The organism is Polycladomyces subterraneus (assembly GCF_030433435.1).
Lineage (GTDB): Bacteria > Bacillota > Bacilli > Thermoactinomycetales > JIR-001 > Polycladomyces > Polycladomyces subterraneus.
Window position 1 is genome coordinate 69,879 of sequence record NZ_JANRHH010000037.1, and the last position, 20,231, is coordinate 90,109.

At 52.8% G+C, this 20,231-nt stretch carries 15 protein-coding genes, 2 tRNA genes, 1 rRNA gene and 1 other RNA gene; 1 reads left to right on the forward strand and 18 read right to left on the reverse strand.

Features of this window, described 5'->3' with window-relative positions:
- Positions 1 to 12: 12 nt before the first annotated feature.
- From NWF35_RS10425 to rpoN, 18 genes are all read right to left on the reverse strand, one after another.
- On the reverse strand, positions 13 to 1,233 hold the full coding sequence (locus tag NWF35_RS10425; RefSeq protein ID WP_301238989.1) for a cytochrome P450 family protein: 1,221 nt from the start codon (positions 1,231 to 1,233) through the stop codon (positions 13 to 15).
- 407 nt (positions 1,234 to 1,640) lie between these two features.
- The gene (locus NWF35_RS10430; protein WP_301238990.1) at positions 1,641 to 3,569 is read right to left on the reverse strand and encodes a YheC/YheD family endospore coat-associated protein; all 1,929 of its coding nucleotides are present in this window, start codon (positions 3,567 to 3,569) and stop codon (positions 1,641 to 1,643) included.
- A 634-nt stretch (positions 3,570 to 4,203) separates the two neighbouring features.
- A tRNA-Thr gene (locus NWF35_RS10435) sits at positions 4,204 to 4,279 on the reverse strand.
- A 9-nt stretch (positions 4,280 to 4,288) separates the two neighbouring features.
- Positions 4,289 to 4,648, reverse strand: a transfer-messenger RNA (tmRNA) gene (ssrA, locus tag NWF35_RS10440).
- A 120-nt stretch (positions 4,649 to 4,768) separates the two neighbouring features.
- Complete coding sequence (gene smpB / locus NWF35_RS10445) at positions 4,769 to 5,236, reverse strand: SsrA-binding protein SmpB (RefSeq protein WP_301238991.1); 468 nt, start codon at positions 5,234 to 5,236, stop codon at positions 4,769 to 4,771.
- A gap of 202 nt (positions 5,237 to 5,438) precedes the next feature.
- On the reverse strand, positions 5,439 to 7,712 hold the full coding sequence (gene rnr / locus NWF35_RS10450; RefSeq protein WP_301238992.1) for a ribonuclease R: 2,274 nt from the start codon (positions 7,710 to 7,712) through the stop codon (positions 5,439 to 5,441).
- A 1-nt stretch (position 7,713) separates the two neighbouring features.
- A complete protein-coding gene (locus tag NWF35_RS10455; protein WP_301238993.1) occupies positions 7,714 to 8,493 on the reverse strand; it encodes an alpha/beta hydrolase in 780 nt (259 codons plus the stop codon).
- A gap of 337 nt (positions 8,494 to 8,830) precedes the next feature.
- Positions 8,831 to 9,205: a YhjD family protein gene (locus tag NWF35_RS10460; protein WP_301238994.1), complete on the reverse strand. Its 375-nt coding sequence runs from the start codon at positions 9,203 to 9,205 to the stop codon at positions 8,831 to 8,833.
- A gap of 195 nt (positions 9,206 to 9,400) precedes the next feature.
- Positions 9,401 to 9,517: ribosomal RNA gene (gene rrf, locus NWF35_RS10465) — 5S ribosomal RNA — on the reverse strand.
- A 44-nt stretch (positions 9,518 to 9,561) separates the two neighbouring features.
- On the reverse strand, positions 9,562 to 10,287 hold the full coding sequence (locus NWF35_RS10470) for an alpha/beta hydrolase (protein WP_301238995.1): 726 nt from the start codon (positions 10,285 to 10,287) through the stop codon (positions 9,562 to 9,564).
- A gap of 107 nt (positions 10,288 to 10,394) precedes the next feature.
- The gene (gene secG / locus NWF35_RS10475) at positions 10,395 to 10,628 is read right to left on the reverse strand and encodes a preprotein translocase subunit SecG (RefSeq protein ID WP_301238996.1); all 234 of its coding nucleotides are present in this window, start codon (positions 10,626 to 10,628) and stop codon (positions 10,395 to 10,397) included.
- Positions 10,629 to 11,122: 494 nt separating this feature from the next.
- Positions 11,123 to 12,409: a phosphopyruvate hydratase gene (gene eno / locus NWF35_RS10480; RefSeq protein WP_301238997.1), complete on the reverse strand. Its 1,287-nt coding sequence runs from the start codon at positions 12,407 to 12,409 to the stop codon at positions 11,123 to 11,125.
- Positions 12,410 to 12,443: 34 nt separating this feature from the next.
- The gene (gpmI, locus tag NWF35_RS10485) at positions 12,444 to 13,982 is read right to left on the reverse strand and encodes a 2,3-bisphosphoglycerate-independent phosphoglycerate mutase (RefSeq protein ID WP_301238998.1); all 1,539 of its coding nucleotides are present in this window, start codon (positions 13,980 to 13,982) and stop codon (positions 12,444 to 12,446) included.
- Complete coding sequence (gene tpiA, locus NWF35_RS10490) at positions 13,979 to 14,746, reverse strand: triose-phosphate isomerase (protein ID WP_301238999.1); 768 nt, start codon at positions 14,744 to 14,746, stop codon at positions 13,979 to 13,981. Before tpiA ends, gpmI begins: the two co-directional genes overlap by 4 nt.
- Positions 14,747 to 14,853: 107 nt before the next feature.
- Positions 14,854 to 16,038: a phosphoglycerate kinase gene (locus tag NWF35_RS10495; RefSeq protein WP_301239000.1), complete on the reverse strand. Its 1,185-nt coding sequence runs from the start codon at positions 16,036 to 16,038 to the stop codon at positions 14,854 to 14,856.
- 85 nt (positions 16,039 to 16,123) lie between these two features.
- Positions 16,124 to 17,134, reverse strand: coding sequence for an ArsJ-associated glyceraldehyde-3-phosphate dehydrogenase (locus NWF35_RS10500; RefSeq protein ID WP_301239001.1), 1,011 nt, complete (start codon positions 17,132 to 17,134; stop codon positions 16,124 to 16,126).
- Between the two features lie 17 nt (positions 17,135 to 17,151).
- Entirely contained in the window at positions 17,152 to 18,228 is a 1,077-nt protein-coding gene (locus NWF35_RS10505) for a sugar-binding transcriptional regulator (RefSeq protein WP_301239002.1), read from the reverse strand.
- A 142-nt stretch (positions 18,229 to 18,370) separates the two neighbouring features.
- Positions 18,371 to 19,759 (reverse strand): RNA polymerase factor sigma-54, encoded by a 1,389-nt coding sequence (rpoN, locus tag NWF35_RS10510; protein WP_301239003.1) that lies wholly within the window; start codon positions 19,757 to 19,759, stop codon positions 18,371 to 18,373.
- Positions 19,760 to 20,069: 310 nt separating this feature from the next.
- On the opposite strand from rpoN, the gene NWF35_RS10515 reads away from it, so the two are divergent.
- Positions 20,070 to 20,144, forward strand: a tRNA-Arg gene (locus NWF35_RS10515).
- Positions 20,145 to 20,231: the final 87 nt, after the last annotated feature.

Consider the following 20,231-nt stretch of genomic DNA (forward strand, 5'->3'; position numbering starts at 1 on the left):
CGACTGATTTCCTCAAAATCGGACAGGCAATCGCATCAAGCCTCGCATGAGGAAGTCCTCACGCCAGGGAAGGGATTCCTCATCCAAATCAAGACGTAGTTCCGGCAAACGGTCGAGGAGGCGAGAGATGGCGATTTGCCCCTCCAACCTGGCGAGGGGAGCCCCCAGACAATAATGGATACCCTTGCCGAAAGCAATATGGGGATTGGGCTCACGGGTGATGTCAAACACGTCTGGATCGGGAAAATGGCGTTCGTCCCGGTTGGCGGAGCCGATGGCAACGAGGACTAGATCTCCATGACGAAATGGTTGTCCCTCGAATGAAAAGTCCTCCCCGACCCATCGGTTGGTCGACATCTCCACAGGGCTGTAGTAACGCAGAACTTCCTCCACTGCAGTGATGATCAGTTGTCTCTCCCTTCGTAAAAGTGCCATCTGCTCCGGATGTTGCAGCAAGGCGAGAACACCGTTTCCGATCAAGTTGACGGTGGTTTCATGTCCCGCGATGATGAGCAGAAACACCATGGAGTAAAGTTCCTTCTCGCTGAGACGGTCCCCTTGCTCTTCCGCCGCCAACAAGCCGCTGATCAAGTCTTCCCGGGGATGACGCCGGCGTTCTTCGAAAAGCCTTTCCAGATATTTCTGGAAGTCCTTCATTTGGGATCGGATCGCTTCGAACCCTTCCGGGCGGTTGACTGTGGAAATAATCGCATTGGACCACTCCCGAAACCGGTCGCGGTCTTCCCGCGGGACACCCAGCATGTCGCTGATGACGATGATCGGCAGGGGAAATGCATAATCTCGGATCAGATCCACCTTCCTGCCCGGTGCACCGGCAATAGTGTCCAGCAAATCCTCCGCGATCTCCTCGATGCGTTCCCTGAGTTGTTCAATCATCCTGGGGGTGAAAGCCTGTTGCACCAGATTCCGAAGGCGTGTATGATCCGGCGGGTCTGATGAGAGCATATGATGCACAAATATTTGTAATTCCTCAGTGCGGCGGCGCAATATTTCTTTATCCTGGAATAGCTTCACATTTTTGAGCAATCGTTTCTCTGTCAGTGCCGCCTGGGCCTCATCATAGCGGACGATGAGCCAAGCCGGTTCGTCCCAAGGCATCCGAATGCGATGAATCGCCCCCCTTTCCCGCAGTTCCCGATACACTTTCCAAGCATTGGACTTGAATTCGGGCGAAAAAAAATCCAGCTTAAGTAAACTTTCAGGATTGATCATTTCTATTTCTCCTCTCGCAGTTGTTGCTCTTGATGAATTCTACGCTAACAATCAAATACCTTCTATAAATATTTATGAATATTTCGCTTTGACATGGTTATTCACATGACGGTTAGAATAGCAACGGGGCAATCCCGCTCTCAAAATTCAACTGATTGTTTAATTATGTAAGAAAAGTAAATTGCACCTGCCCCATATTGTGTTGTCTATTATTCAAGTCATTGAGTATAAAAAAACAACCATCCCCCTGATCGGTAAGATGGTTTTCTTGGTGCTGACCTCTCTTCATTACGAGTGAAGTGCTCTGCCATTCATCCTCCAACCGCAAGGAACGACCTTCGGGTGTTCTTTATAAGCAAAACTCCTGGAAAAAGGAAGTCGCATTTCATCGCCAAGATTCGTGCTGATCAATAACCTGATCGACCACCTGGTGCCCATACAGACTCATGGATAATCAGCGGGGGTGCAGGGTTTTGATTATGTCGTAAAGTACTCTGTGAATTTACGCTTTGAGTCTTTTCGCTTCGTCGCGGTTGGCCAGAAAGAGGACCGCCACTGCCTAAAGCAACCGGTCGAGGTTTATCGGGTTGATGACAAGACTGCATTCTTTGGCTATTCGTACAATCTCCCCTATGCAGACGCATTGCGGCGCGTACACCCATACCCCGAACAGTGGACCCAGACCGTCGTAAATGTCGTAACGGATTTACGGCTCGAGACTCTTCACTTCGTCGCGGTCGGTTCGAAAGCGGATTGCCACTGCGCGCAGCAACCGGTCGAGGTTTAGTATTCGGGGGATCCCCCTTTTGGAGATCCACTGATGCTGGCTGTTTTTTTTCACTTGCTAAATCAGATGGCTTCTCCAGATTTGCAGATGGTTCAACAGACAGATCGTCTTTCCCTTTGTCAGCAATGGCGGGGTCTTCTGCTGAATTGTCGGACTCAGGAGCAAGAATCTGGTCCAGCATCCGACTATCTTGGCCCGAAACCGCTTTTACTGACATTGAACGATCTTCCAAGAAATCTACTCCGTCCGGGAAACCGGCAAGGGCCTTGGCGTATTTGAGGGGGCCGGTCAAAATTTCGCGGAGGAGTTGGGTGTCGCCCAACAGTTCTAGGAATTTGCAACCGTATTTTTTGTTGACCTCCAGGATCCAGACTTTTCTGTTTCTATCAACTGTCAGGTCGATCGCCACGTCCCCATATAATCCCACGGACAAACGGTCCAGGGTATTGCAGACGTTACAGCAAACCTCGTGAATATGCCTTTCGAGGCTTTTCGCTTCATCGTGGTTGAGCTGGTAAACTTTCTGGATGGCCTCGTCAGGGTACATCAACCGGTCCAAGTATCTTAGGTTGGTGACGATACTACCTACTTTGGCAATCCGAGCGACCATCCCTTTACAGGTCCATTGTTGCTGGCTGTCTTTTTGCATGTACACACGGAAGTCGACGGGGCTTTTTCCGTATTTCATTTGAACCGCCTGCTGGATCAGATAGGTTTTCCGATCTTTCAGCTGGTTCAACAGATCGACCACCTGTCTCTTCGTAAGTATAGAAGCTGTCTTCCCCTCCCTGAAGCTGATCCGGTACCGATCTCTCTTTTTTTCGACGTGTACGATACCACGCCCATGTAAGCCACGGGAAGGTTTCAAAAAAACGCTCCCGTATTCCCCGAGGAACCAATCCAATTGCCGGATATCGGCCAGTTCTTCCGTGTAGGGAAGATGCTCCCTGACGTCCGGGATCCGGCTCATGATATTCCAAAATCGGAGTTTGTAAAAATAGTTACGGTTGAATACCCGATCCGGACTGATTACCTTGGTCAAATCGTCATAGACCTGTTGGTCTATCCGGATTCGTTTGTAAAACGCCCCTGGGTAGGGAAACCTGCCTTTTACCCACTGGGGTCCATCCGGCCCGTCCGGATCATAGTAATAACCTCTAATGGTCCGGGTCTCCAGGTCGATCTCGTCGACGGTGCAGAGGAAAATCAATCCCCGGATGTTCTCATAGTCGGAGAGACGCTGAATATGGTGGTTTAATTTCTCGGGTGTGATCCACTCCCTGCTCTGGGAAACGATGAAACCGATCACAGGTCCGATGTGCAGACCGTTTTCATCGATGCGGACGTCATAGGGAAGGTGGCTAGGTACGGTCAAATTTTTCATCATCCCGTCGGCCAATCCGATCTGATCCGGCGGCAGGTCGGGATCGATCGAAAGCTTCACTTCCCTTTTCCACGCTCCGAAGTGAACCGTGATGGCAGAAACGTCAAGATCGTGTTCTTCCGCAAATGTACGAGACAGATAAACGATCGCTTCTTTTTCCGGCATCCACTGAATTTTAATCGCAAAAACCCCCTTACTTTGCTCCCTCCAATGGCTCTATAGTTTATGTAGCAGTGGCTTCCCAGGTCTAGTCTCATGTCTATAATCAACAGAATTTTGGGTTATTGACCCAAAATAGGCTATATTCTTATTTTTACAGGGGTCGTGGTTTGTTGTCCTTACCTGGAACTGGTGGGATTTTTGTAGATGTACAGGTGCAGTTTTTGGGCAACACAGTTGAAGTTGGGGGTATTGAAACTCTCAATACCGGAGATCGGGTGATAACGCTGAATGGTCAGGACTGGGACAATTTGTCACATTTCAGATTTTCGAAACCTGCTACTAACTCCAGAGTCTCCTGTATATTCCCAATCTGGGCACAGTAGATTGTTAGGTGGATATTGGAATCGTACTATCAAAAAATCAATTAACGTTGTAACCTTAAATACCTTCCATAACTAAAAAAGCCCACCCAAGGGCTTGTTTGGGCGCGCCTTATTGACGAACGAAAAGTTATGGTGCAAGAAATCTTTTCCAATGATGCCTATAAAAAAAGTCCAAGACAGCAATCAGACATTGTTTTTAAATTGATACAACTAAAAAGAAGAACAGGTGTAGCCTGTTCCTCTTTCAAAAGAAGTGGTGCTGATGGAGGGACTCGAACCCCCGACCCCTTCATTACGAGTGAAGTGCTCTACCAACTGAGCTACATCAGCATATGCATTTGGTGGAGGCGAGCGGAGTCGAACCGCTGTCCGAAGATATCGCCGCGTCAGCGTCTACGAGCGTAGTCACTGTATTGGGATCTTGTCCGTCGGACTGCCCAGTGACAGGCGTTCCTACGGACCAGTCACCTCAGTTTCGCCAACCGGCCGGTGACGACTCCGGTTAGCTAGCCCGCTGAAGTTGAGACCCAGCTTCACCACACGGGCGATGGTGAAGTGGATCCTGGCTGGAATTAAGCAGCCAGAGCGTAGTTTTCTTGTTTGCCAGTTACATTTGGCCTTGCGTTTTTTACGAAGGACGCAACCCCTCGGCTCGCAGCTAACGCTCGATCTATCCCCGTCGAATCCCAAAACGCCCCCAGGATTCTGACGAGTCTGCACTGTTTCGGCCAAGCTTCTATGGCCTCGACAGTTATTTATATTATCACCGATTTCACCCTTTGTAAAGAGGGAATTTTGATTTCGAAACAATTTTTTTGTTCAGCCCCGAATACGTTCCTTCAATTGCCGCTGAATTTCGCGCTCAGCGTCGCGTTTGGCAATAGCGGCGCGTTTGTCGTACAGTTTCTTCCCTTTGGCCAACGCCAACTCCACTTTGGCGAAACCATTACGCAAATGAACATCCAACGGTACCAAGGTATACCCTTTTTGTTGCGTAAGGCCGATCAGTTTATTGATTTCCTGCTTGTGCAGGAGCAATTTGCGTTCCCGGGTCGGGTCGTGGTTGAAGCGATTGCCCTGCTCATACGGGCTGATATGCATGTTGACCACGTATACTTCTCCGTCTTTGATGCGCGCGTAGCTGTCCTTCAGGTTGACCCGGCCCTGTCGGATCGACTTGATCTCAGTACCGGTGAGGACAATGCCTGCTTCCAGTGTCTCCTCGATGTGGTAGTCATGCGTCGCCTTCTTGTTGCGTGCAATCACTTTAGTACCTTTTTTCGGCATTGTGCTCACCCCCCCTGCGCGCATGAAAAAGTAGCAATTATCATTGTAACAACCAATCGGATGACTCGTCAACTCTTTTTCAAACGCGAGAGGCTCAAAGCATCCCCCTAACCGACCGGAACAACGAGGAGGCGCTCTCCGTTATTCCGGTCGGTTGTTTCGTCCGTATCAGGGTCATGTCACTCAACCAGAAACGACCATTTCAGGACTTCTTCTTTTTCCCCTTCGCCTGTTTTTCCGCTTTTTTGGCTTTCTTTTTCTTTTTTCCCTTGCGCATTCTCGACTCCGAATCCGTCTCTTTCCTGCCATTTTTTCGCTTAGGGCTTCGCTGGAACAGTCCGCCCTCTTCCCATTCCGGTACCAGCTCGAAGTCCACCTTGTGCTCGTCGATGTTTACACCGGCCACTCGAACGCGAACCCGGTCCCCAATGCGGAAAATGTTCCCCGTGCGCTCCCCGATCAGGCAATAGGCATTTTCATCGTAGTGATAATAGTCGTCTGTCATGTAGCTGATGTGCACCAGTCCTTCGACGGTGTTGTCCAATTCGACAAAAATACCAAACGAGGTGACGCCACTGATGATACCATCAAACTCCTGTCCTATTTTGTCCAGCATAAACTCGGCTTTTTTCAGATCGTCCGTCTCCCGCTCCGCTTCAACGGCGATGCGCTCACGAACCGAGCATTGCTGGGCAATATCCGGCAGTTTTTCTTTCAACTGGTTCATCCGTTCAGGGGACAACGTCCCATTGGCCAATACTTCTCGGATGATGCGGTGAATGACCAGATCGGGATACCTCCGGATCGGTGAGGTGAAGTGGCAGTAAAACGTTGCCGCCAACCCGAAGTGGCCCGTGCATTCCGCAGCATAACGCGCCTGCTTCATCGAACGGAGCAGGACGGTGCTGATCAGTGTTTCCTCAGGTTTGCCGCTGATTTTCTCCAACAACTCCTGGAGCGCGCGGGGTTTCACTTTATCCGCCCGCCCTTTGACACTGTAACCGAAATGGGTGATGAACTCGTAAAACGCCTGCAGTTTTTCCGTATCCGGATTTTCGTGAATCCGGTACAAAAACGGGATATCCGCCCAGGCGAAATGCTCCGCCACCGTTTCGTTGGCGCAAAGCATGAATTCCTCGATCAACTGCTCGGCAATCGTGCGCGGCCGTTTCACAATTTCAACCGGTTTTCCGTTTTCGTCTACCTTGATTTTGGCTTCCGTGAAATTGAAATCAATGGCTCCCCGTTTGAGACGCTTTTTCCGCAATGTACGGGCCAGATCCGCCATCAAGCGGAAATCGTCCACCAATGGCTCATAACGCGCGATCAGCTCGGGATCTTCGTCCTCCAGGATGCGTTTGACGGCAGTATAGGTCATCCGTTCATTCGTACGGATGACGCTGGGATAGATATCGTGGCTGACAACATTGCCATTCGGGTCGATTTCCATATCGCAGGTGAGTGTTAGACGGTCCACCTGCGGGTTGAGACTGCAGATGCCATTGGACAGCCGCTGTGGCAACATGGGGATCACCCGGTCCACGAGATAGACGCTGTTGCCCCGGGCATAGGCTTCCCGATCCAGCGCACTCCCTTCTTTCACATAATAGCTGACATCGGCGATATGGACGCCGAGGAGGATATTGCCGTTGGGCAGGCGCTCCACAGACACCGCATCGTCCAAGTCCTTGGCGTCTTCCCCATCGATGGTAACCATCGTACGGTCTCGCAGATCCCGCCGTCCCTCGATTTCCGCCGGATCGATCTCGGTGGGGATTTGTTCGGCTTCGGCCAGCACTTCTTCAGGGAAAGCCTCGGGCAGTTGGTATTTGCGAATGATGGAGAGGATATCGACACCCGGATCATCTTTGTGACCCAGCACTTCCGTGACGACACCCTCTGCTGTGAAACGGCTGTCGGGAATGTGATGCAGCTCGACAACCACTTTGTCCCCTTGTTTGGCACCATTTCGTGCCTCCGGGGAAATAAATATGTCTGTCGGCAGGCGTTTGTCGTCAGGAATGACGAACCCGAAGTGTGAGGACGGGCTGGTGAACGTTCCCACCACGACAGTGCGACCCCGTTTCAAAATACGGACAATTTCCCCTTCAGGCCGCATGTTCCGTGCTTGTTTCCCCTGTAGGCGAACGAGCACCGTATCGCCGTCCATCGCCCCGTTCATGTCGTTGGGATGAACGTAGATGTCCGGTGCGTTAGGCCGGTCCTGCACGACGAAACCAAACCCTTTGGGATGTCCCTGCAGTATTCCGCGCACGAGATTGAATCGCTCGGGCACCCCAAACCGCTGAGACCTGGTCTGTACGATTCTGCCTTCTTGTTCCATACGGTCGATCAAAGATCGAAATGCCTCGATCTCTTCCTCATCGATCGCAAATGCTTCGACCAATTCCATGAATGTCAGCGGTTTGTACGCTTTTTTTCTCATAAACGTCAAAATCTCTTGTTCTTCGATCATATCAAGACCCCTTTCCGCTCTCCCTTGTGGATATTGATTGGTCCACTTCTTGCATAAATGCATCCACATCAGCAAACAATTGCTCCCGTTCCCGGTCAAGTGTGATGATGTGGGACGACTTGTTGTACCATTTCAGGTGTTTGACAGTAGAACCGATCTTTTCGTATATATAATGTGCACTTCGAGGGTCCACCGTTTCATCCAGTTCCGCCTGTACGACAAGGGCCGGCACCCGGATTTCATGCAGATGGCTTCGTACGTGGCGGATCAGTCGCTGCAGGCTGGAAACGCATTTGAGCGGCGTTCGATCGTAAGGGACCAAGTGTTCCTCGATGTGCGCCGGTTTGGTTCCACGCCGGATCTGATACGGCATCACCCAGCGAATCAGATTGACGGCATGGACTCGCTTATCCTTGAGGTAAACGGGTGCACACATCGCGATCACACCGTCGAGTGGATATTGTCGTGCCAGGTTGAGCACCAGTGAACCACCCATCGACAAACCTGCGGCAAACACACGACGAACACCCGATTCCCGCAAACGCCGATACGCTTCTACGGTGCTGTTCCACCAATCCTCCCACGTCGTGCAAGCCATCTCCTCCGGCGACGTGCCGTGCCCGGCCAATAGTGGCGCATGCACCGTGTATCCCCGCTCTTTAAGATATTCCCCCATTGGGCGCAGTTCAGACGGGGTTCCGGTAAATCCGTGAATCAGCAATACGCCGATCTCCCCACCTTCATAAAAAAACGGGTCCGGAGAACGACGGACGATTTTCATTCGGCTAACCTCCCGCTTTCTTATTTTCATTCATTCCCTGCCTTGCTGAAGATATTCGGATAACCTTACGATACCACAAGCAAACCTGACACAGATATACTACCTACGGTTCAAGCTGTTATTGATTCTTGTTGAGAAGCAAAATGATTCAAGGGATATCCTGGAAGTATCGAGAGCGGAAAATGAGGGGGAGGAAGCGGGAGGCGGTTTCCATCACATCTGCGGATGCGGTACATCATACCGCACACCACCACCGATGTCGGTAAACCCGAATAGCATTGCGTGAAAAATCGTCGAAAGGCCGTTGCCCAACCAGGAACGGGCTTTTTTACAGGCGTCATTTCAGCCCCAGGATCATCCGAAGCAATTCGTCGCATTCCACACGGATAGATTCGTTAAGATAACGCTCTTCATAGACTTGGCCACCGACCGCAAATTTAACGGTGCGACCAAACGCGTCCTGTGTCAATGAAATCATTTCCACACCGTTGGATTGCAAATTCTCTTTCATCGCTGTGAGATCATCCCGGATGGTTTGGATTACCGCATCCATAAATTGCGCAAAAATCCATCCGGTGTGCATCGGTTTGGTCAGCGGCTTGTCATTTTCCAACAAAGCGACAAGCAGCTCCATACAGATGCATTGCCTGATCCTCTCCCGAATCTCTTCGAGAGCCACTTCTTGATGCAATTCAAGTATCGTATCGATCAATTTGACCACCGTTTGCGATAATGATGAATGAAGCCAGGTACCAATATAAATCTATGTCGCGAATAACGCAAGAGGGTTTATCCAAGAACAGGGATTTTTAGTTTGATTTGTAGTGTATCTGGCCAAATTCAAACCCGGATTTTGCAAAAAAAAAAAAAAAACAGGCGGCTCGCCTATCAGCGAACCGCCTCACCTGCCTGGCAGCGTCCTACTCTCCCAGGGGCTCCCGCCCCAAGTACCATCGGCGCTGGAGGGCTTAACTTCCGTGTTCGGAATGGGAACGGGTGGTTCCCCTCCGCTATCACCACCAGACAAGACTATATTGTACAACCTTGCCGCCGGTTTGACAACCCCTTTCAAAAAGAGGCTTGTTCTTGTACCGGCTCAGGGTTTCGTATGGGCAGGCCGAAAAAAGTTTCAATTTCCCGCATCATCTCCACCACTTCACAATCATGACAGATCAGGTGCCGGGATTGTGGCAATAGCACCAGCTTCTTCTCGGTTGAACCGATTTGATGGTAGAGATGGATCGCACCTTTGGGTTTGACCACATCGTCACGTTTTCCTTGAATGATCAGTGTAGGGACACGAACATCGCCAAATTTGGGACGGACGTGTTCCACCAGTTGGAAAAACTGGGCGAAGGAGCGAAACGAAGAGCGCATGGTGCGCCTCATATAGACTTTGAGCGGCAAGGCTCGAACGCGTTTGTCAAACGGGCTTTTCAACGTATCCGCCATGCCGCGAACGATTTCCGGTGCGTTAATCGAATAGACTGCCGGGCTGAGCAACGCCATCTTGCCGACGGAATAACGCACTGCCAGATCGATGGCAATGAGGCTTCCCATTGAAAAACCAACCAGATGGACAGGATCGCACTCTCGTCGAAGCTGGATCAACGCCTCTTCGGCACTTCGAATCCAGTCCTGCCAAGAGGACGATCGCATTTCTTTTCGCGTACCGCCGTGTCCGGCCAGAAGTGGAGCGGACACCGGCAAGTTCAACTCCTGCAAACGATCGAGTACAGGTTGGACGTCATACGGCGTACCGGCGTAACCATGGATCAGCAAAAACCCTTCCACCGTTATACGCTCCTTCTTGCGGCTTCAAAAGAAAAACAGCCGGGAAATACCCGCTGTTGATCCGTTACTGCTATCGTTCCCGCATTGGATGGGAATCATGTTTGGCGTTATTTCACAAAATATCCAACCAACAAAGTGAGTATGATGAACAACGTCGCCAGCACCACGGTGATTTTGTTGAGAAGTGAATCGATGCCGCGCGCTTTCGTTTTACCCAACAGTTGCTCCGCTCCACCGCCAATCGCACCGGAGAGGCCCGGGCTTTTTCCGGATTGAAGCAGAACGACGATGATCAATGCGATACTCACGATCGCCAACAAAATCTTTGCTGCGATTTCCAAACCAATCTACCTCCCGAATCTCACTGGGGATACTGTACCACATCGGAGGCGTGTTTTCAATAAAGGGAAGTGGGAGAAAAAGACACTGGCATTTCTCACGGTGGAAGGAGAAAGGGATGAAGCTATATCCCTACAGGATGAAAAATGAGTAGGATGAAAGAGCTTGCGGAGGCTAGGGGCGGGGGCGCCGTCACTTTCGTTTGAAAGGAGGTGATGGTGTATCCGCGGAAACATCGAGGACTGTCTTGATGGTGGTGTCAATCGTGGGTACGGCTCTGGGAGCGGTGAAAACCTCTCTGGAGATCCGTCGAAAAACAACGAAGAAGTCACAAACAAAACAAAGAAAACTCGCTTTCATCCCAACCCCTGAAGGGCTGGGTTTTCCCGCTCGCTCTTTATAACATACCCAGAGAAAGGAAACATACAGATGATGATCCAACCTTCGGCAGCAAAAACCGCCGGCGTCAGTGCCGGCGGCAGGTGAAACAACGCTATTATCCGCGCAGGTTGTAGAACGCGGTTTTACCCGGATATTGTGCTGTTTCAGCCAGCTCGTCTTCGATGCGCAGGAGCTGGTTGTATTTGGCCACGCGGTCAGTACGCGACGGTGCACCCGTTTTGATTTGACCCGCGCCGGTCGCCACGGCGATGTCAGCGATGGTGGTGTCCTCCGACTCACCGGAGCGGTGGGAAATAACCGCGGTGTAACCGGCACGTTTCGCCATTTCGATGGCATCGAACGTTTCAGTCAGGGTGCCGATTTGGTTCACTTTGATCAGGATGGAGTTGCCCACGCCTTTTTGAATACCTTGGGACAGGCGCTCGGTGTTGGTGACGAACAGATCGTCGCCCACCAGCTGGACTTTGCCACCCAGACGTTCGGTCAGCTGTTTCCAGCCGTCCCAATCGTCTTCGGACAAGCCGTCTTCGATGGAGACAACCGGGTATTTGGAAACCAGTTCTTCATAGAAGGCGATCATTTCCTCGGAGGAGCGGGTGACGCCTTCTCCTGCCAAATGATATTGGCCATCTTTGTACAGCTCGGTCGCCGCCACATCGAGTGCGAGCAGGACATCTTCACCCGGCTTATATCCGGCCCGTTCGATCGCAGCCACGATGGTTTGCAATGCTTCCTCGTTGGAGGACAGGTTGGGCGCGAAGCCGCCTTCATCCCCGACGGAAGTGGCGAGGCCTTTCTCTTTCAATACAGCCTTCAGGTTATGGAAGATTTCTGCTCCCATGCGCAAACCTTCATGGAAGGAGGGCGCTCCCACCGGCATGATCATGAACTCTTGAATGTCCACGTTGTTGTCAGCATGTTTTCCGCCGTTCAGGATGTTCATCATCGGCACGGGCAGAGTTTTGGCGTTGAATCCACCCAGGTAGTTGTACAACGGAACGCCAAGTGCTTCTGCAGCCGCACGCGCCACGGCCATGGAGACGCCCAGGATGGCGTTGGCACCCAGTTTCCCCTTGTTAGGCGTACCGTCCAGCTCGATCAGGTGTTTGTCGATGCCCACTTGGTCGGTAGCGTCCCAACCTTCCAGCTCGGGGGCGATGATTTCGTTCACGTGTTGCACAGCTTTCAGGACGCCTTTGCCGAGATAGCGCTCTTTGTCACCGTCACGCAATTCCACGGCCTCATAAGCACCGGTGGATGCACCGGACGGAACAATCGCACGGCCCACATCGCCCGATTCCAGCACCACTTCCACTTCAACAGTCGGATTGCCTCGAGAGTCCAGCACTTCCCGTGCGTATACGTCCACGATTCTCGTCATGATTCGTCTGCCTCCTTGAATTGTTGCATTGACTTTATGATTCAATCATCGAGCGTCCGGTCATTTCCTCCGGCTGTTCGATGCCCAACAGATGCAGCAAGGTCGGCGCGATATCCGCCAAAATCCCCTCTTCGCGCAGTTTCACGTTTTTGTCGGTGACGATAAACGGTACCGGGTTGGTGGTATGGGACGTCACCGGTCGGTTATCGGCCGTGAGCACCATATCGGCATTGCCATGGTCCGCCGTGATGACGGCCACACCCCCTTGGGCCAATACCGCCTCGACCACGCGGCCCAGGCATTCATCCACGGCCTCCACCGCGCGGATCGTCGGCTCCAATTTGCCCGAGTGACCCACCATGTCCGGGTTAGCGAAGTTGAGGATGATGGCATCGTGTTTACCGGCCTCGATCTCTTTGACCAAGGCATCGGTCACCTCGTAGGCACTCATCTCCGGCTTCAGGTCATAAGTGGCCACTTTGGGTGAATGGATCAGGATTCGATCTTCTCCCGGGAACGGCTCTTCCCGGCCCCCGCTGAAGAAGAAGGTGACGTGCGGGTATTTCTCCGTTTCCGCGATCCGCAGTTGTTTCAATCCGTGTTCGGCCACCACTTCGCCAAATGTCCGCGTCAAATCCACCGTGGGGAAAGCGACTTCGCCATTGACCGTCTCGCTGTAGTGGGTCATGCACACATAGTGCAATCCGTTCGGTCGGCCTTCTCCCCGGTCGAATCCGTCGAAGTCGTCGCGGGTGAACGCTTGCGACAGCTGGATCGCGCGATCGGGTCGGAAGTTGAAGAAGATCATGGCATCGCCGTCCTGCACCCGAGCTACCGGGTTACCGTCTTGGTCCGTGATCACGGTCGGAACGACGAACTCGTCGTAGATCTCTTCCTGATACGACCGCTCCACAGCGGCCACTGGATCGGTATGGGTCGGTCCTTCCCCGTACACCATCGCACGGTAGGATTTCTCCACTCGATCCCACCGTTTGTCCCGATCCATGGCGTAATAACGCCCTTGCACCGTGGCGATGCGGCCCACTCCTTTTTCCGCGATTACATCCTGCAGCTGTTTCAGGTAAGTGACGCCGGTATCCGGTCCTACATCGCGTCCGTCAAGAAACGCGTGCACGACGACGTTGTCCACGCCTTCCCGCTTGGCCAGTTCCAGCAGAGCAAACAGATGGTTGATGTGGGAATGGACGCCCCCGTCGGAAAGCAGTCCCAACAGGTGCAACTGCGTACCTTTTTCCTTTACATGGCGAACAGCGTTGAGCAACACGTCATTTTCAAAGAAGGAACCGTCTTGAATCGCTTTGGTGATCCGCGTCAAATCCTGGTATACGATTCGCCCGGCGCCGATATTCAGATGGCCTACCTCGGAGTTGCCCATCTGACCGTCAGGCAGACCGACGGCTTCTCCGCTCGCCCGAAGCGTCGCATGCGGGTAGGTGGACCAGTAACGGTCGAAGTTGGGTTTGTTCGCTTGCGCTACGGCATTGCCATGCACCTCGTCGCGCAAGGCAAAGCCATCCAAAATGATGAGGGCGACTGGTTTGCGTCGACTCATGCGAGATCCCCCCGTACCGACGCAGTCACCAGACGGTCAAACGACTCCGGTTCCAGGCTGGCGCCGCCGACCAGCGCACCATCGATGTCCGGCTGATCCAGGAATGCGCCGATATTGTCTGGTTTGACGCTGCCGCCATATTGAATGCGCACTTCGTTTGCCACTTGCTGATCGTATTGGTTGGCTACCATCTTGCGGATGAATCCAATCACTTCTTGCGCATCATCAGCCGTGGACGCCTTGCCCGATCCGATCGCCCAAACCGGCTCGTAAGCGATGATGACGCGCTTCACCTGTTCGCTTGAGAGACCAGCCAACGCTTTTTCCACCTGTTGACCCACAACCTGTTTTGTTTGCCCCGCTTCCCGTTCCTCCAGCGTTTCACCGACGCAAATGATCGGAATTAATTCATGAGCAAATGCGGCATGCACTTTTTTGTTCACTGTTTCGTCCGTCTCGGCGAAATACGACCGCCGTTCCGAATGGCCGAGGATGACGTACTGCACCCCCAGGTCCTTCAACATCACGGGGCTGATTTCACCCGTAAACGCTCCCTTTTCTTCCCAGTGCATGTTTTGCGCACCGATACCAATACCGCTGTCCTTCGCCGCTTCCACCAAAGCGGGCAAAGCCGTGAACGGCGCACAGATGACAGTTTCCACGTCTTTCGTTTCTTTGGACGCTTTCAATGCGCGGAAAAACGCAAGAGCTTCCGCGCTGGTCTTGTGCATTTTCCAGTTGCCTGCGATTACGGGTTTGCGCACCAGTCACACCACCTTATCGGTTCAACTTGAGGTTGCCGTATCCAGACTCAAATAGTATCTTCCGGGAGAACCTTTACGTCGATTGGTCAACCACCTGCAACTTTCAATCATTCCCGGTCGTCCAAAGCGACAACTCCCGGCAGCGCTTTTCCTTCCATCATCTCTAACGACGCACCACCGCCGGTGGACACGTGGCTCACACGATCCGCCAGACCAGCTTTCTCGATAGCCGCCGCCGAATCGCCTCCACCAACGATGGTGAGCGCTTCGGAATCCACCAAAACTTGAGCCACCGCATTAGTACCGTGGGCAAATCGGTCAAATTCAAACACACCCATCGGACCGTTCCAAATGACCAGCCGCGAGCTTTTCACCACTTCAGCAAACAGTTCCCGCGTTTTCGGCCCGATATCCATCGCTTCCATGTCTGCCGGAATCGAGTCGATGGCCACCGTTTCCGCCCGAGCATCCGGGGCAAACCGATCAGCCACGACCACGTCGACCGGCAGCAGAAGGCGCACTCCTTTGGCTTTTGCCTTTTCCATGAAGGAACGGGCCAGTTCCAGCTTGTCCTCTTCCAGCAGGGATTTGCCGATTTCATATCCCTGCGCTTTGACGAACGTATAGGACAAACCGCCGCCGATCAGCAGGTTGTCCACTTTTTCCAACAGGTTTTCGATCACACCGATTTTGTCCCGCACTTTGGCCCCGCCGATGATCGCCGTAAACGGCCGCTCGGGGGCTTCCAACGCACGCCCCAGCGTTTCCAGCTCTTTTTGCATCAGGAAGCCGGCCACTGCGGGCAAGTGTTCGGCGATACCGGCCGTCGACGCATGCGCCCGGTGCGCTGCTCCGAACGCGTCGTTGACGAACAGATCGGCCAGATTTGCAAACGCGCGGGCCAATTCGGGATCGTTTTTCTCTTCACCCGGTTCAAAGCGCACGTTCTCCAACAGCAGCACGTCGCCTTCGTTCAGTGCTGCCACCCGGCGTTCCACTTCTTCCCCGACAGTTTCCTCCACATAATCGACCGGTTTTTCCAACAACTCGGCCAGCCGTTTCGCTACCGGTGCCAAGCGCAGCTCTTCCACTACCCGCCCTTTGGGACGGCCCAGGTGGCTGGCGAGAATCACTTTCGCTCCTTGTTCCGTCAAATAACGAATCGTCGGCAATGCCGCACGAATCCGCGTATCATCGGTAATCCGCCCATCTTCCATCGGCACATTGAAATCTACTCGACAAAACACGCGTTTGCCACGTACATCCACGTCTCGGATCGTCTTTTTGTTCATCTGGGCCAATCCTCCTTGGCATGAGAAAGAGGAGAGAAAACCGCTCCCACTCTCCTCTTCCCCGATTTTCACCTATATTCTAGTCTTAGAGCCCCCGCTTAGCAATATACGCAGCCAGATCCACCACGCGGTTGGAGTAACCCCACTCGTTGTCGTACCAGGAGACCACTTTCACCATGTTGCCTTCCAGAACCATGGTGGACAGAGCATCCACGATCGAAGAGCGGGTATCTCCGTTGAAGTCGCGGGATACCAACGGCTCGTCGGAGTATCCGAGGATACCTTTCAGTTTGCCTTCGGCCGCTTGACGCAGAGCTTCATTCACCCCTTCGACAGTTACTTCTTTTTCCAGCTCAGCCACAAAGTCCACCACAGAAACGTTCGGCGTCGGCACGCGCATCGCGAAACCGTTCAATTTGCCGGCCAGCTCAGGCAATACTTTGGCCACGGCCACAGCGGCACCGGTCGTCGTCGGAATGATCGACATACCCGCTGCACGTGCGCGGCGCAAGTCTTTATGCGGCAGGTCCAGAATTTGTTGGTCGTTGGTGTAGGAGTGCACAGTCGTCATCAGGCCGCGACGAACGCCGAACTGCTCATGCAGCACTTTGACCACGGGTGCCAAGCAGTTGGTCGTGCACGAAGCGTTGGAGATCACTTGATGAGCGGACGGATCGTATTTGTCCTCGTTGACACCCATCACCACGGTCAGGTCTTCGTTTTTGGCCGGAGCAGAGATGATCACTTTTTTCGCGCCAGCTTCCAGGTGTTTGGCCGCATCGTCCCGTTTGGTGAAACGACCGGTCGATTCAACGACGAGATCGACACCCAGTTCGCCCCAAGGCAGTTGTGCCGGGTCACGCTCGGCGATCACCCGTACGGTTTTGCCGTCCACCACGAAACCTTCGTCAGTCACTTCGACGGACACGTCCATTTTGCCGTGAACCGAGTCATATTTCAGCAAGTGTGCGAGCGTTTTGGCATCGGTCAGGTCATTGACCGCCACCACTTCCAACTCCGGATGATTCAGCGCATTCCGGAACACTGCCCGTCCGATGCGTCCGAAACCGTTGATCGCAATTTTTGTTTTGCCCATAGTTAACCCTCCTAAGCTTAGTGTTGTTTTTGAAAGGAACCGTTCTGGTTGGATGGTTCCTCTCCACTCGCTTCGGTTTCTTCCAGAATGGCGCGCGCGGCAGCTTCATCCGTGATCAGGACGTCATTGCCCACAGCCGGGCACACAGCCGCAATCGCTTGTGCTTTGCTCCTGCCACCCGCAATGGCGATGATCGATTCGATCCCGCCCAAATCCTCCAGCTGAAGACCGACCGTGCGCACCCGGGATACAATCTCCCCGCTCGAGTTGAGGTAATAACCGAAGGCTTCCCCCACAGCGCCGCTGTGCTGGATATGCGCCACTTCGTCCGGAGATGATTTTCTGCGGATCGCCATTTTCGTCGCTTCACCGATGCCGTGCACCACAATTCGCGCTTTGCGCAGCAGCTCCATCACTTCCTGAATATGCGGTTCTCGGAGCAACATCTCTCGCGCTTCGTCGCTCAATTGGTCGGGCACATGCATCAGCCGGTACGCCCCGCCCGTTTTTTTCGCCATCAGGGAAGCGATGTAGTTGGATTCCAACTCGACCGCCTCACCCAATCCGCCGCGTGCCGGGACGAACATCGTAGACTTCAGGCTCGGGGTCGGCGTCATCATCTCCGCCACCGCCGCAACCGTCGTCCCGCCGGTAACGGCTACCACTTGATCAGGCCGGGCCATCTGGCGCAACAGCCGGGCACCGGAGCGCCCCATTTCTTTTTTAACCCAGTCGGATTGGTCCGCGTCTCCCGGGACGATGACCACCTTTTTCAGGCCGAGCCGACGAGCCAGGCGCACTTCCAAATCGGTGAGTCCAAACAGATCTTTGATGAGCGGCTCCATCTCGGACAACAAATCCGCCCCCCGCTCTGTCAGGCTCATGCCGACCGAATCGACGCGCACCAATCCCTGCGACCGTAAAAAATCCACTTCGGAGCGCAGGATTCGTTCAGTGGAATCCAGTGCCACCGCCAACGAACGGCGTCCGACCGGCTGCATCAACTGTATGTGGCGCATGATTTCGTACCGTTTACGCATTACTTCCAGCAAATCGGGCAACAATTGTTTCTGCAACCGCAACAGTTGGTCCATCTTCTCACCTGGGACATTTTTTGTCCCTCGTAGCAAAATGCGTCCCATCCGCGGCAAAAAAAGAGCATGGCCGGTTTCAGCCTGTTCATCTTCATTGTATCGAATCGACCTGGGTTTGACAAGGCGAAACGGCCTATATTCCTCAATTTTCGTATCGTTTCCGAAGGGTGGACGACAATATCCCCATCTCTTCTCTGTATTTCGCCACCGTTCTCCTCGAGATCCGGACTCCTTCCGCCTTCAAGAGATCGGCGATTTTCTGATCGGACAACGGCTGACGTTTATCTTCCTGCGCAATCAACCGTTCGATTTTATTTTTCACGCTTTCCGCAGAGGTATTCCCTCCCGCATCGGTGGAAACACCGGATGGAAAGAAAAACCGGAATGGAAAACATCCTCGTGGTGTCTGCATGTATTTGTGCTGGGTTGCCCGACTCACCGTGGACTCGTGAATTCCCAGCTCATCCGCAATTTCCTTCAGAGTGAGCGGTTTGAGGTAATCCAGACCCCGCTCGAAAAAATCCCGTTGTTTGTCGACGATGACGCTGCTGACCCTGGCCAATGTATGTCGGCGCTGTTCGATACTTTTGACCAACCACAGCGCTGATTGAAACCAATTTTTCAGGTAATGGGTCGCCTGCCGGCTCCGGTCATCTTCTTGGTAAAGCAATTGTTCATAATGCCTGCTTACCGTCAACCTTGGCACATACCCGTCATTGACCAGCACCACATATTCATTTTCTACCCGCTCAACAACGACATCCGGAACCACATACCGCGGTTCACCGACATGATAGGCCAATCCGGGCCGGGGATTACAGCGTTTGATGCGGTCCACCGCACGCTGGACTACGGCTATGTCGCAATCAAGGGCGCGTGCGATTTTTTTCATCCGACCTTCCGCCAAATCCCGCAGATGGGCCTCTACAATTTTCAGTGCTATGGGGTCTGGTTCTTCATCTCGTTCCAATTGGATACGGAGACACTCGGCCAATGAACGCGCTCCGACCCCGGCGGGATCAAGCGAATGAATTACCCGCAGGCAAGCCTCCATCGTGTCTTCATCGATATTAAAGCGCTTACATACATAAACAGGAGATATATCCAGATACCCATTTTCGTCCAAATTGCCGACCAGATAGGTACACACTTTCTGCTCCGTCGGTGACAGCGCCAAATACCGCAACTGCGCTTCCAGTACCTCCGTCAACGTATGTTCCGGGGAGGCAATCCGAGCGATCGGGTCCACTTCATTTTCCTTTACCTCGCGCTCCACACTTCCCGTCCGCGGTTTCAGATACTGTGTCCAAGCACGCAACTCCTGTACGTCCCAATCGTTTTTCCCCGCGTCACCGCGTTCTGCTGTCTCGTCGATTTCCAATACCGGGTTTTCAATCAGTTGTTCCTGGATATAATGTAATAGGTCGGTCGCGGAGTATTGCAGAATCTGAATCGCTTGGCGCAACTCTGGCGTCATCGTCAATTTCATGCGTTGTTCCTGCACCAAACCGTAACCCATGGACAGCGCCATTCATTCTCACCTCCGCGTGTTACATCATATGCCACATACCGACAAATTGATGTCGGATCCGACTCGTGTTTGGTTCATACACCGACACCGCTTGCCTGCTCTAGGATTCATCAAACACGTCCTTTGTCATGTGTCGGTCATTTCTCCTTTTTATTGTAACATATCGCGAGCTAGTTGCGTTTTTTCAATAGAAATGGAGAAATAACCAAATCCACCGCTAAGGCTGGAAAATTGCGAACTCATCCAGGGGGCTTGTCAAATTCGACACCCTGCGATATAATGTAAGCTGTCACTCGATGAATTCGCATATGCGCCTATAGCTCAGGGGATAGAGCGCTGGTCTCCGGAACCAGGTGCCCAGGTTCGAATCCTGGTAGGCGCGCCAAACAAAAGCAGCCGAATGCGGCTGCTTTTTTCTTTATGTTCGCGAACAGGACTGTTTGACCTTTATTGACCTTTTCTGATCTTTGGA

What these genes read in the sequence shown, in the direction of transcription:
- NWF35_RS10425 (WP_301238989.1), bottom strand. Translation starts at nt 1,233, where the DNA reads ATGATCAATCCTGAAAGTTTACTTAAGCTGGATTTTTTTTCGCCCGAA.
- NWF35_RS10430 (WP_301238990.1), bottom strand. Translation starts at nt 3,569, where the DNA reads ATGCCGGAAAAAGAAGCGATCGTTTATCTGTCTCGTACATTTGCGGAA.
- smpB (WP_301238991.1), bottom strand. Translation starts at nt 5,236, where the DNA reads ATGCCGAAAAAAGGTACTAAAGTGATTGCACGCAACAAGAAGGCGACG.
- rnr (WP_301238992.1), bottom strand. Translation starts at nt 7,712, where the DNA reads ATGATCGAAGAACAAGAGATTTTGACGTTTATGAGAAAAAAAGCGTAC.
- NWF35_RS10455 (WP_301238993.1), bottom strand. Translation starts at nt 8,493, where the DNA reads ATGAAAATCGTCCGTCGTTCTCCGGACCCGTTTTTTTATGAAGGTGGG.
- eno (WP_301238997.1), bottom strand. Translation starts at nt 12,409, where the DNA reads ATGACGAGAATCGTGGACGTATACGCACGGGAAGTGCTGGACTCTCGA.
- gpmI (WP_301238998.1), bottom strand. Translation starts at nt 13,982, where the DNA reads ATGAGTCGACGCAAACCAGTCGCCCTCATCATTTTGGATGGCTTTGCC.
- NWF35_RS10495 (WP_301239000.1), bottom strand. Translation starts at nt 16,038, where the DNA reads ATGAACAAAAAGACGATCCGAGACGTGGATGTACGTGGCAAACGCGTG.
- NWF35_RS10500 (WP_301239001.1), bottom strand. Translation starts at nt 17,134, where the DNA reads ATGGGCAAAACAAAAATTGCGATCAACGGTTTCGGACGCATCGGACGG.
- NWF35_RS10505 (WP_301239002.1), bottom strand. Translation starts at nt 18,228, where the DNA reads ATGGACCAACTGTTGCGGTTGCAGAAACAATTGTTGCCCGATTTGCTG.
- rpoN (WP_301239003.1), bottom strand. Translation starts at nt 19,759, where the DNA reads ATGGCGCTGTCCATGGGTTACGGTTTGGTGCAGGAACAACGCATGAAA.